Here is an 11987-nt window from a genome sequence, read left to right as displayed (position 1 = left end):
CCAGGAGCAAAAGTGGCAAGAAGGCAATCCGCCCCGCGTCTCGAATTTGAAGCGGCGGCAATTTATGCGTATCCCGAACATCTGCGTCCGTGGCTTGAGGCGCTGCCTAAACAGCCGGGCGTCTATCTCTTCCACGGCGAAAGCGACACCCTGCCGCTGTATATTGGTAAAAGCGTAAACATCCGCAGCCGTGTGCTGTCGCATCTGCGCACGCCCGACGAAGCGGCCATGCTGCGCCAGGCGCGGCGTATTACCTGGCAGCGGACGGCTGGCGAACTCGGCGCGCTGTTATTAGAAGCGCAGCTGATTAAAGAACAGCAGCCGCTATTCAATAAACGACTGCGGCAAAACAGGCAGCTGTGCTCATTACGCCTTGCTGACGACCGTCCTCAGGTGGTTTACGCCAGCGAGCTGGATTTCTCACAGCAAAGCGATCTCTATGGCCTGTTTGCAAATCGCCGCGCGGCGCTGCAGGCGCTGCAAAAAATCGCCGATGAGCATCGCCTTTGTTACGGATTAATGGGCCTTGAACCGCTCAACCGCGGGCGCGCCTGCTTTCGCTCCGCCCTGGGCCGCTGCGCGGGGGCCTGCTGCGGGAAAGAGAGCGTTGAAACGCACCATCAGCGGCTGCGCGAGAACATGCAAAAGATGCAGCTAGTGTGCTGGCCGTGGGCCGGAGCGATCGCGCTGGAAGAGAGCAGCGATGATATGACGCAATACCACATTATTCAAAACTGGCTGTGGCTCGGCGCGGTAGCGTCCCTGTCACAGGCATCATCGCTCACGCGCCTGTCGGCCAAATTTGACCATGACGGTTATAAAATATTGTGCAAGCCGCTGCTCAGCGGCCGCTATAAGCTCCATCCCCTGTGAAGCGAATGTAAGCCCCGATTCGCTATCGGGGCAATTACCAGCCGCCCCCGCCGCCCCCGCCCGAGCCGCCTCCGGATGAACCACCTCCAGAGGAACCGGATCCGCTATAACCTGAACCTGATGATGAACCGCTCCCTGAACCGCTATCCGGCGTTGACATAGAGGCGGTTCGGCAGGCTTCGCTGAAGTGTTCGACGCTTCCCCAATCGGCGGCGGCAAACGCATGCGACATGGCGCCTGTACTACTCAGGTAGTGGGCAAAGGTATTTGCCCATGTTTTCCCTACGTCCAGCGCCAGGGCAACCGGCAGCAGCGCTTCAAAATGGGAAATCATCTGCTCAGGCGGATAGATAATCTGATAACGATGCTTTTCGGCGGTGCCCAGATAGAGCATCAATCCTTTCGCGATAGCCAGTTCATCAAGCCCGTGCTGCGTATAGCGAGGCGTTTTCCAGGCAACGAAAACGCACAGCGCGAACGCGGCCATAAGCGCGCCAATGTATCCTGACGGAAGCTGGGTGATGGGCAGTATACCAAAGAGAAAAATCCCGCCTCCCAGCGTCGCGAAGGGGCCGAAGAACGCCAATAAAAAGAGCGGTACCGGCCCCCAGGCACGCCACATTTCCCGTGGGCGGCATATAAAGCGCAGCAAACAGGTGAGCATCGCTCCGCCAATCAGCATAAAAACCGCGGCCGGTATCGTCAGCAGCGCGGCCTGCGTATTAACCCAAATGCCGCAAACCACCGGCACCAGCAGCGCGATATAGATGCAGCGCCGCAGCGGCTGCCCCCACTTGCGAAACACCTTAGTCCGCTGCGCCACACAACGTTTCTCCAGCTGTTCACGCGCATTTTGCATGGGGCGTTGATGGGCCTTGCTGAGATCGATATTCTTTTGTTTATCTTTAAAAAGCGTGCTTAACAGCTTCAGGTCATCACTGTTTAATCGCCTGTTTCCCTCAACGGGCAAACGGGTTAACCGCTGTTTTACGCCGGAGTCAGCAAGCCACGGGTTATGAGTGTGATGACTGTCCCCGCTGACCGCCATTCCGCGTTTAGCCACCAGCGCTAATAAATCGCTACTAAAAGCCACATCATCATATTTACGCCGGGTGATAAAACGCAGGTATCCCGGAGACATGCCGGGGGGCAGCGAATAAAGCGCAACGACCGGCGGCATTTTTAGCCCGGCTTTGGTGACGTTTTTTCGCCACCACATCAGGTAATAAGCGGCCATAAGCAGCAAAGGTAGCCAGACCACGCCGGTTTTTAAGGTGGGGATAAGGAGATGTACCAGCGGCAAAGCGGCCTCCGGCGCCGGAGCGTCGGCAAGGATCGACCGAGGCCAGGTATAGACCACGGTCAGCCCCTCCCCCCGCGCCAGAGGCCGCAGGGTGCGGACGCTACCGTCAGGAAGAACTTGCGCATTGTGTTCTTTCGCCCCTGCGACACCGGTATAAACATCAAGCGATCGCAGTCTGGCGTCCTTAGCGTCAGCGTTGAGATTTCCAACGGCGTCCGGGAGTTCAAGATGAAAGCTGGCCTTGCTGATAGGCCACGCCCAGTCGTTGCCCGTCACGTTCCAGTAAAGCTCATCCCACTCGGGGAAGCGGCTGAAATGGTTGCTGATTTGATAGCGAATTTCGTAGTTATAGATCCCGGGTTTCAGGACCCGTTCGCCGCTGCCAATGCGTACCGTCAGTTTTTTTTCTGCTTCGTCAAGGCTAAAAGGCTCAGGCACGCCATCGCGCGACACCGACTCGATCGCGTAATACACGCGAAAGATCTTGCCGTCCTGACGGTTCCAGGTCAGCGGCAGCGTACGGAAAATCCCCCGCCGAATCTGCCTGCCCAGAGAAAGTACTTTGATATTTTCTCGCATCTCCATACTACCGTCCGGGTTAAAGCGCGCCCGAGCATCGAAAGAGAGGATATGTTCATACGCTGGAATAGCGTCAGCGGGAAGCTGGGAGGCATCCTTGATGATGATCATGTCGTCGGCGGCAAAAGCCGCACTGATGTTCAAAAGCAGCAGCAGGACGAGGGTGCGCCCCCCCTGAAAAAGTAAATTCGCCATTTAATCACGCCATCCGTGGTGATTTAGCTTCTTCCGGTGAGTCCAGTTCAAAGAAAGCTTCTGCTTTAAAATTAAATAACCGCGCCAGCAGCAGGCTAGGGAAAGACTCGACCAGAATATTGAAATCGCGCACCGTGCCGTTGAAGTAGCGGCGAGCCATCTGCAGCTGCTCTTCTATTTCATTGAGCGATTGTTGTAAGGCAAGGTAGTTTTCGCTGGCTTTAAGTTCCGGGTACGCTTCGCCAAGCGCGAAAACGCGCCCTAGCGTGCCAGAGTACTGGCGCTCGTTGTCGGCGATCTGTCGGGTACTGCCGACCAGTTCGCCACGCTGGCGGGAAATCTCTTCCAGCAGTTCTTTTTCATGCTGCGCGTAGCGTTTCACCAGGCTCAGCAGATTCGGCGCCAGGTCGTGGCGACGCTTAAGCTGTACGGCAATGCCGCTCCAGGCTTCGTCTTTGAAACGTCGCAGGGAGATAAAGCGGTTATAGGTCATTACGACCCAGATGAGGACGACAACGAGGACGGCGAGGCCGATATACATTTCCATATGCAAGATCCATGAGCAGAATAGGCTTTACACCAGGACACTTGAGTCCGTGGCGATCGTTAAGGCATTCATACTGGCACATTCGCCCCTGCCGGGTAAATCAGGTTTCACGATGGATTTTTAGCAGACAAAGAAAAAACCGCCGGCCCTGCCCAAAGCCTGTTGGCGTTATTGGGCAAGACCGGCGGTCTTAAGTCAGCGCGCTGAGTTATTCAGCTGGTGCAGGCATTTTACCTTCCGGCGCTTTACGATCTGTCAGATGCTTCTCAAAATTCGCATTGAACTGTTTTTTCTGTTCCGGCGTCAGGATGTTGTAAATCTTGTTCTGGGTTTCCAGACGCGCCAGCGCCATCTCTTTATGCTGGGCCTCCATCTTATCAATCTGCGCTTCCGCTTTCGCCTTATCGAAGGTATCGCTGGCTACCAGTTCATGCATCGCGCGGCGCTCATCCAGGGATGGACGTTTCATATTGTCGCGCTGGCTCTTCATGATGTCGCGGATTTGCGTTTTCTGCGCCTCGGTCAGGTTCAGACCTTTAAACATCATTTCGTGTGGGCCGCCAGGTCCGCGCTTATGATGCATCATCGGAGCGTTATCGGTTGGGGTAGCCGTAGCGTCAGCCGCGTGGGCCAGGTTAGCCGCGCCCAGAGCCAGAGTAGAGGCAACAAACAGTGCTGTAATCTTCTTCATCGTTCAATCCTTACTTTGCGTTATTCTTACGGCGCGTTGCCGTGTTGACGAGATTAACTTTACGACGTTTATCGTCAATTAATCAGAGCAAGCGTAAAACATTGAAAGTGTAAAAAACAATTTCTCGCCAATTATGGAGAAAATAAGGAAAATGAGAAGATAAATGCAAGGAAAAATAAATAAGCAACTGTTTTAGCGGGAAATTATGAAGATTATAAATCAGCAGAGATTAAAAACAAAGCATTTAACCAGGAATAATCTGCAATCAAAGAACAGAGCACGAAAAAATAAGATGGCAGCGGAAAAATAAACGCCGAAATAAACGCCGCCGCCCGGACGGGCGACGGATTCACTGGAAGCGCTGCAGCATCAGCCCGGCGCGCTGGCCGAAAGCGACGCTGGGATTGGGAAACAAAACGTACTCTTGCTCCCCTTCCACCACGTAGCGGGTGTCGCCATCCTCGGCAAGCAACGTTCCGAACGAAAACAGCGTAAAGTTCAGCGTCTGCGCCGACATATGCAGCTGGAACCTGTCGCTGCTGCGGGTGATTTGCTGTACCACCCTGTAGCGCAGCGGCGTGTGCTCATCCTCCAGCGTCAACTCCCCCGCCAGCAGCAGCGACAGCGCGCGTTGGGTGGCCGCAAACAGGCGCAGATCGTTATCGCCAAAAGGTAGCGCCTTGCCGAGCTCCAGCGTACAGGAGAGCGCGCCGAAACGTTCGCTGCTGAAATGGGTAAAGGTCCCGCCAGGCTGCTGATGAAACACCAGCGCTTCCAGCCCTGCCGCCCCCAGCCAACGCAAAAAACCTTCATCCCATGGTTTTTCTCTCGCCGGAAGAACACCAAAGCGGGTATGCAGCGAACCGCGTATGGCGGTATGTAAATCCAGGTGCCAGCGCTCGCCAGCCGTCGCGGCATAAAACCGCGCCAGGGCATGCTCCAGCTGCCGGGCGCGAACGGTTTCATCGCTGGCGCTAAAGGCCCGCCAGCGCTCGCCAAACATCCGGTTGATATCGCTATGCAGATAACGCTTGTTGGCCCTTAACGCCTGAGGGTTACCGAAGATAACCAGCAGCCGCCAGCGGAGCGGCGTTTCCCCACGAAACAGCTGACGCAGCAGGAGATCGGTGATTTCGACCGGCGCGGTTTCATTGCCGTGAAGCCCGGATGACAAAACCAGCGACCGATCGCAGGGCTCATGGGGAACGAGCTGCAGAATGCCGCAGTCAATCCAGTGCCAGCGGAACTGCGCGGTTTGGCCATGAAAATGGTGGGGCAAACGCCCCGCCAGAGTGAGTGCCAGAAAGTCGTCCACGACGCCTCCTTATTATTGCTGGAACGGATACACTGAGCCCAGGCGCAAGATCTGCGTTAAACGGTCGAGCGCTTCGCGGCCTTCGCGCAGCAGCTGCGGATCCGCGAGATCGGCCTGGGTCAGGCGATCGCGGTAGTAGCGGCCCACCCAGTCATTCAGGGTGGCGAACAGCGCATCGTTCATCATTACCGCCGGATTCACCGCCTGTCGCTCGTCCTCAGTCAGCACCACCCGCAGACGCAGGCAGGCCGGTCCGCCGCCGTTGGCCATGCTTTCGCGCAGATCGTAAACCTGCAGCTCATCGATCGGGTTATCGCCTTCCACCAGCCGGTTCAGGTAGCGCCAGACGCCCGGATGCTCCTGCGCCTCCAGCGGCAGAATCAGCCGCATCCCGCCCTCCCGTTTGCTCAACAGCTGACTGTTGAACAGATAGGTCGCCACTGCGTCTTCTACCGAAACCTGGCTTGCCGGTACGACGAGCGGCGTAAATCCGGGAACCTGCTGCGCCAGCTGCTGCAGGAGCTGCGGCTGGTCAACAAACGCCTGCTCGTGACAAAACAGCACCTGCTGATTACTTACCGCAATGACATCGTTATGAAACACGCCTTTATCAATCACCGCCGGGTTTTGACGGGCGAAAATCACCTGCCGGGGATTGACCTGATTTAGCCGGGCGACCGCCTGGCTGGCCTCCAGCGTCTGCCGCGCCGGGTAGCGCTGCGGGTTATCCTCGCCTCCCTGCTGGCGACCGTAAATAAACAGCTGCACGCCAGGGGCGCCGTAGTCGCCGCCGAGACGGTTATGGTTTGCCGCCCCTTCGTCGCCGAACAGCGATACCTGGGGCAGCGCGCCGTGGACGGCAAACCGCTGCGCATCGGGGAAAATCGCCTTCAGCAGCGCTTCAGTGGTCGGCGCTTCGCTGGCGCGGTGGAATTTATCGTTCAGGTTGGCGACGGTCAGATGCACCCGGCCGTCCAGCGAATCCGCCGATGGCGAGACTGTAGCGGCGTTGGCCACCCACATTGATGAGGCTGAACTGGCCGCCGAGAGGAGCTCCGGCGCCTGGCGCGCCGCCTTTTCCAGTACCTGCTCATCGCTGCCGTCAAAACCAATCTGGCGCAACAGCGGAATGTTTGGCCGCTCCTGCGGCGGGATCAGCGCCTGCGGATAGCCCGCATCCGCCAGGGCTTTCATTTTCTTCAGCCCCTGCTTTGCCGCCAGCTGCGGGTTCGACACCCGATAGCGGTGTTTTGTCGAGGCTTCGTTGCCGAAGGATAATCCCGCATAGTGGTGGGTCAGGCCCGGCAGCCCGTCAAAGTTCACTTCCCAGGCTTTCATTGGGATGTCTCCTGACGAAAATTCAGCCCCGGGCTGAGGGTAGCCGGTAGCGACAGCTCCGGCGATTCCAGGCTGGCCATCGGCCAGGCGCAATAGTCCGCGGCGTACCAGGCCCCCGGGCGATGGTTGCCGGAAGCGCCGGTACCGCCGAACGGCGCGGTGCTGGCGGCGCCGGTCAACGGTTTATTCCAGTTAACGATACCGGCCCGCGCCTCCAGCAGCAGCTGGTCGAACTTATCGCGTTCGGCGGAGATCAGCCCGCAGGACAGTCCGAAACGGGTCGCGTTAGCGAGGGCAATCGCCTCATCGAAATGGTCATAGCGCCAGACGCAGAGCAGCGGGCCGAAGACCTCTTCGTCAGCCACCTGCGCCACCGCGCTCATCTCGATAATGCCCGGCGTCAGCAGCGAGGTTCCGGCCTGCAGCAGGCGCGGCTCCAGCAGCGTTTTGCCGCCGCTGGCCACGTGGGCCAGCCAGGCCTGATGCACCTTTTGCGCGGCCTGCGCTGAAATTAACCCACCGATGAACGGCTGAGGCTCAGCGTCCCACGCCGCGGGAATCAGCGTTTGTGACACCGTCACAAGACGTTGAAGAAAGGCATCGCCCGCCTCGCCCCGTTTTACCAGCAGCCGGCGCGCGCAGGTACAGCGCTGTCCGGCGGTAATAAAGGCCGACTGAATTGTCAGATGCACGGCGGCATCAATATCCTGAGGATCATCAACGATCAGCGGGTTGTTGCCGCCCATCTCGAGGGCGAGAATTTTTTCCGGCTGCCCGGCAAGCTGACGATGTAGCTGAAAACCGGTGGCAGAGCTGCCGGTAAACAGCAGGCCGTCGATATCCGCCTGGCCGCTCAGCGCCTCGCCGGTTTCCCGCCCGCCCTGGAGCAGGTTAAGCACGCCCGGCGGCAGGCCGGCTTCGGCCCATAGCTTCACTACCGCCTCGCCGCTTTGCGGCGTCAGCTCGCTGGGTTTGAATACCACGGTATTCCCCGCCAGCAGCGCCGGAACGATATGACCGTTAGGCAGGTGCCCGGGAAAATTGTAGGGACCAAATACCGCCAGCACGCCGTGCGGCCGGTGGCGTAGCGTCGCCTCACCGTCCGCCATCGCGGTCTGCGCTTCTCCGGTACGACTATGGTAAGCGTTCACCGAAATGGCGATTTTATTGATCATCGCGGTAATTTCCGTTGCCGCTTCCCAGCGCGGTTTGCCGGTCTCCCGGGCGATAACCGCGGTTAATTCGCTTTTGTTCGCTTCCAGTAAAGAAGCAAACTTTTCCGCGATCGCTTTCCGGGCGGCAAACGGCTGACGCGCCCAGGCGGGAAACGCCGCGCGCGCCGCGCTGACCGCCAGCGCAACCTGATCGGCATCGGCATCGTTGCCCTGCCACAGCAGCGTCTGGCTTACCGGGTTATGTTTACTCCGGGCCGGTCCGCGACCGCTTTGCCAGTCGCCGTTAATCCATAAACTCATGATTTTTTCTCCTCGGGGCACAGGCGCACCAGGCGGATTTGGTCGCCGGGGTGGCATTTCAGGGCATCCAGCTCGCGCGCGCTTAACACCAGGCGGTCGCTCTCCGGGTCGGCGTGAACGAGCATGGCGCGAAACTGCTGGTACTGCTCATTGGCAACCAGGCACGCCGGCCACTCGCCCTGGACGGGCTGGCCTTCGGCGACGGTGACCAGCCGGCTTTTGCGAATAGCCCGCACCCGGTCAATTTCGCACTCCAGCGTCGGGCCGCCGTCAAAAATATCGACGTAGTTGAGATAGCGGAACCCCTCTTTCTCCAGCACCGCGCGGGCCGGGGCGGTTTGCGGATGGACCTCGCCAATGACCGCTCGCGCCTCGTCGCTTAAAAAGTCGATATACAGCGGATGCTTCGGCATCAGGGCGGCGATAAACGCTTTTTGCCCGGTACCGCACAGATAGTCGGCGCGGGAGAACTCCATCGCGAAAAAGCGTTTCCCGAGACTCTCCCAGAACGGCGAGTAGCCGTGTTCGTCAATGACGCCGCGCATTTCCGCCACCACCTTTTCGTTGAAACGTTCGCGAAAGGCGGCCATAAACAGAAAGCGCGACTTCGACAGCAGATAGCCGTTGCCCTCTTTACGCCATTTCGGATCGAGGAACAGCGTGCATAGCTCGCTGCTGCCGGTATGATCGTTACTCAGGAACAGCGTCGGCAGGGCGTTGTAGACGTTAAGCTCTTTCGACGCGTGTACCTGGGTACCAACGCGATAGTTGTACCAGGGGTCGTTAAGCCCCACGGCCACCTCAATGGCGCATATTCCCGCCACCGCGCCGCTGGCGCAGTCTTCAAGCACGAACACATACCCCTGCTCGCTTTTCGGCAGCTCGCCGCGCCAGGTCATCTGCGAACGTTCAATGCGCGCGGCCAGCGTGGCTTCATCGGCCGGCAACGACGTCAGGCCGCCGCCGGTCTCGCCCGCCAGGGTCAGTAGCCCCGGCAGATCGCCTTTTTCTACCGGACGGATCACCATCATGATGAGACCCCCGCGAGAAAGCGTTTGCAGGCCAGCTCGAAGCGATCCAGGCCGCTGTTGACCTCGTCTTCGCTGATAATCAGCGCCGGAGCGAAGCGCACCACGTTGGCGCCGGCAATCAAAATCATCAGTCCCTCTTCCGCCGCCTGATTGCTGATAGCCTTAGCCTTGCCAGCATATTCATCCTTCAGCACGCAGCCAATGAGCAGCCCCAGGCCGCGGATCTCTTTAAACAGGCCGTACCGGGCGTTGATCGCGTTGAGCCGTTCGCAGAACCACTGATGGCGCTGCTTAACGCCGTTGAGAACCTCGCGGGTGTTGATGGTGGCAAACACTTCCCCCGCCACCGCGCAGGCCAGCGGGTTACCGCCGTAGGTGGTGCCGTGGGTACCGACGGTCATCACGCTGGCGCAGCGCTCGCTTGCCAGCAGCGCGCCGATCGGGAAACCGCCGCCCAGCGCTTTGGCGGTGGAAAGCAGGTCTGGCGTCACGCCGTAGTGCATATAGGCGTACAGCTCGCCGGTACGGCCGACGCCGGTCTGGACTTCGTCGAAAATCAGCAGCGCGTTGTGCGCATCGCACAGTTCGCGCAGGCCGCGCAGGAAGTCCGCATCCGCAGGCACCACGCCGCCTTCACCCTGCATCGGTTCCACGATCACCGCGCAGGTATTGTCGTCGATCAGCGCTTTTGCCGAGTCGAGATCGTTATAGATAGCATGCTGAATCTGCGGCGGCAGCGGCGCAAAATCCTGCGAATAGGCCGGCTGGCCGCCCGCGGAAACGGTAAACAGCGTGCGGCCGTGGAAGGCATTCTTGAACGCCACGATGCCGCTTTTCTCACTGCCGAAACGATCGTGGGCATATTTGCGCGCCAGTTTTAGCGCCGCTTCGTTGGCTTCCGCTCCCGAGTTACAGAAAAAGACCCGGTCAGCGAAAGTGGCGTCAATCAGTTGCTTCGCCAGACGCAGTACCGGTTCGTTGGTGTAGCCGTTGCCGGTATGCCAGAATTTCCCCGCCTGTTCGGTCAGCGCCTTAACCAGCCGCGGGTGCGCATGGCCGAGGGCGTTCACCGCTATGCCCCCCGCAAAGTCGATATACTCTTTTCCCTGCTGATCCCACAGGCGTGAACCCTCGCCGCGTACCGGAATAAAAGCCGCTGGCGCGTATACAGGCATCATCCATTCATCAAAGTTGCTACGCGTAATTGACTGAGACATATCGACCTCTTCCGGTAAATAAAAAGTTTAAATAATGTTAATGAATATGGTTATTACGCTGTAAATGTAGATTGCACGGTTCGTGCCAGCCAGAGGTAAAAATGCATAAATCGAGGTCGATAACGAAATATCAATAAGTTACGAAATCCCACTATTCACATGAAATGCATAGAAAGTGAATAAAAACGCTAAAAGCGGCTTTGGCAGTCGAATAAAAAGAAAGGTTATGCAGAGGTAAGATATAATTCTGTAATTGTGATCCTTGACGAAATTTATCGGTAATAAGCGCCCTTTTTTGGCGCAGCGCGTTGCATAATGGTGCACAGTTTGTGCAAACAGGCTACCAACCGCTGCAATCGGCAGAATAAACCGCCTTACCGCAGCCAGCCCGGCGAATTTCTGCTACCATCCCTGCACTATTCACCTTGCACAGTGGCAGCGACTATGAAATTTGTCTCTTTTAATATCAACGGCCTGCGTGCCCGCCCGCATCAGCTGGCCGCCATCATCGATAAACACCAGCCCGACGTCATCGGCCTACAGGAAACCAAAGTCCACGACGACATGTTTCCCCTCGAAGAGGTGGCGAAGCTGGGCTATAACGTCTTTTATCACGGGCAGAAAGGCCACTACGGCGTCGCGCTGCTGACCAAAGAGACGCCGATCGCCGTGCGTCGCGGTTTCCCGAACGATGGGGAAGAGGCCCAGCGCCGCATCATTATGGCGGAAATCCCTTCTCCGTTTGGCAACCTGACGGTGATTAACGGCTATTTCCCGCAGGGCGAAAGCCGCGATCATGAAACCAAATTCCCGGCGAAGGCGGCGTTTTACCAGAACCTGCAAAACTACCTCGAGACCGAACTGAATAAAGAGAATCCGGTGCTGATCATGGGCGACATGAATATCAGCCCCACCGACCTTGATATCGGCATCGGCGAAGAGAACCGCAAGCGCTGGCTGCGTACCGGCAAATGCTCATTCCTGCCGGAAGAGCGCGAATGGATGGAGCGCCTGCTGGGCTGGGGCCTGGTGGATACTTACCGCCATGCGAACCCGCAGGATAACGAGCATTTCTCGTGGTTCGATTATCGTTCTAAGGGCTTTGACGATAACCGCGGGCTGCGCATCGACCTGCTGCTGGCAAGCCCCCCGCTGGCGCAGCGCTGCGTCGAAACCGGCATCGACTACGAAATTCGTGGAATGGAAAAACCCTCCGACCACGCGCCGGTATGGGCGAGCTTTAAGGCCTAAACCGCCCCGCCATCAGGCTCTCTGGCCCGCAGAGCCTGAGCCATATCAAAAAAGCCGCCGTCAGAGATTGTGAACGGCGGCAAACTATTATACTGTCGCGCGCACTTTTGACCGCCGCGCAATACAGGAGAACCCAATGCAAAAGAAGCCGTCATAAAGCAGAGTATAAGCT

At 58.0% G+C, this 11987-nt stretch carries 10 protein-coding genes; 2 read left to right on the top strand and 8 right to left on the bottom strand.

Translation table 11 applies throughout. The features are described from left to right. The first annotated feature begins 12 nt into the window (after positions 1-12). Entirely contained in the window at positions 13-873 is an 861-nt protein-coding gene (cho, locus tag BWI76_RS11710; protein ID WP_004138213.1) for an excinuclease Cho, read from the top strand. Positions 874-907: 34 nt separating this feature from the next. On the opposite strand, the gene BWI76_RS11705 is transcribed toward cho, so the two are convergent. The 8 genes from BWI76_RS11705 to BWI76_RS11670 form a co-directional block, all read right to left on the bottom strand. Then, complete coding sequence (locus BWI76_RS11705) at positions 908-2950, bottom strand: DUF2207 domain-containing protein (RefSeq protein ID WP_004138214.1); 2043 nt, start codon at positions 2948-2950, stop codon at positions 908-910. A gap of 4 nt (positions 2951-2954) precedes the next feature. Further along, positions 2955-3497, bottom strand: coding sequence for a LemA family protein (locus BWI76_RS11700; protein WP_004138218.1), 543 nt, complete (start codon positions 3495-3497; stop codon positions 2955-2957). A gap of 208 nt (positions 3498-3705) precedes the next feature. Then, the gene (gene spy / locus BWI76_RS11695; RefSeq protein WP_004138219.1) at positions 3706-4188 is read right to left on the bottom strand and encodes an ATP-independent periplasmic protein-refolding chaperone Spy; all 483 of its coding nucleotides are present in this window, start codon (positions 4186-4188) and stop codon (positions 3706-3708) included. Positions 4189-4537: 349 nt separating this feature from the next. Continuing rightward, positions 4538-5503 (bottom strand): succinylglutamate desuccinylase, encoded by a 966-nt coding sequence (gene astE / locus BWI76_RS11690; RefSeq protein ID WP_064371695.1) that lies wholly within the window; start codon positions 5501-5503, stop codon positions 4538-4540. A gap of 12 nt (positions 5504-5515) precedes the next feature. Continuing rightward, positions 5516-6841, bottom strand: a complete 1326-nt coding sequence (gene astB, locus BWI76_RS11685) for an N-succinylarginine dihydrolase (RefSeq protein ID WP_004138221.1) — start codon at positions 6839-6841, stop codon at positions 5516-5518. Beyond that, positions 6838-8316 carry a succinylglutamate-semialdehyde dehydrogenase gene (astD, locus tag BWI76_RS11680; protein WP_049131825.1) on the bottom strand — a complete coding sequence of 493 codons (1479 nt, stop codon included), beginning with the start codon at positions 8314-8316 and terminating at the stop codon, positions 6838-6840. Before astD ends, astB begins: the two co-directional genes overlap by 4 nt. Beyond that, complete coding sequence (astA, locus tag BWI76_RS11675; RefSeq protein ID WP_024359447.1) at positions 8313-9347, bottom strand: arginine N-succinyltransferase; 1035 nt, start codon at positions 9345-9347, stop codon at positions 8313-8315. Before astA ends, astD begins: the two co-directional genes overlap by 4 nt. Then, positions 9344-10564, bottom strand: coding sequence for an aspartate aminotransferase family protein (locus tag BWI76_RS11670; protein ID WP_049086182.1), 1221 nt, complete (start codon positions 10562-10564; stop codon positions 9344-9346). Before BWI76_RS11670 ends, astA begins: the two co-directional genes overlap by 4 nt. A 444-nt stretch (positions 10565-11008) precedes the next feature. Here BWI76_RS11670 and xthA point away from each other — a divergent pair, with 444 nt between their 5' ends. Further along, complete coding sequence (gene xthA / locus BWI76_RS11665; RefSeq protein ID WP_004138224.1) at positions 11009-11815, top strand: exodeoxyribonuclease III; 807 nt, start codon at positions 11009-11011, stop codon at positions 11813-11815. Positions 11816-11987: the final 172 nt, after the last annotated feature.

The sequence above is a fragment of the Klebsiella sp. M5al genome (assembly GCF_002090195.1).
GTDB lineage: Bacteria > Pseudomonadota > Gammaproteobacteria > Enterobacterales > Enterobacteriaceae > Klebsiella > Klebsiella grimontii.
This window is presented reverse-complemented; position numbering and strand designations above follow the sequence as displayed.

Bases quoted from the DNA above. Each gene is read 5' to 3' on its own strand.
- astA (WP_024359447.1), bottom strand. From the start codon at position 9,347: ATGATGGTGATCCGTCCGGTAGAAAAAGGCGATCTGCCGGGGCTACTG.
- astB (WP_004138221.1), bottom strand. From the start codon at position 6,841: ATGAAAGCCTGGGAAGTGAACTTTGACGGGCTGCCGGGCCTGACCCAC.
- spy (WP_004138219.1), bottom strand. From the start codon at position 4,188: ATGAAGAAGATTACAGCACTGTTTGTTGCCTCTACTCTGGCTCTGGGC.
- BWI76_RS11700 (WP_004138218.1), bottom strand. From the start codon at position 3,497: ATGGAAATGTATATCGGCCTCGCCGTCCTCGTTGTCGTCCTCATCTGG.
- BWI76_RS11705 (WP_004138214.1), bottom strand. From the start codon at position 2,950: ATGGCGAATTTACTTTTTCAGGGGGGGCGCACCCTCGTCCTGCTGCTG.
- astD (WP_049131825.1), bottom strand. From the start codon at position 8,316: ATGAGTTTATGGATTAACGGCGACTGGCAAAGCGGTCGCGGACCGGCC.
- xthA (WP_004138224.1), top strand. From the start codon at position 11,009: ATGAAATTTGTCTCTTTTAATATCAACGGCCTGCGTGCCCGCCCGCAT.
- BWI76_RS11670 (WP_049086182.1), bottom strand. From the start codon at position 10,564: ATGTCTCAGTCAATTACGCGTAGCAACTTTGATGAATGGATGATGCCT.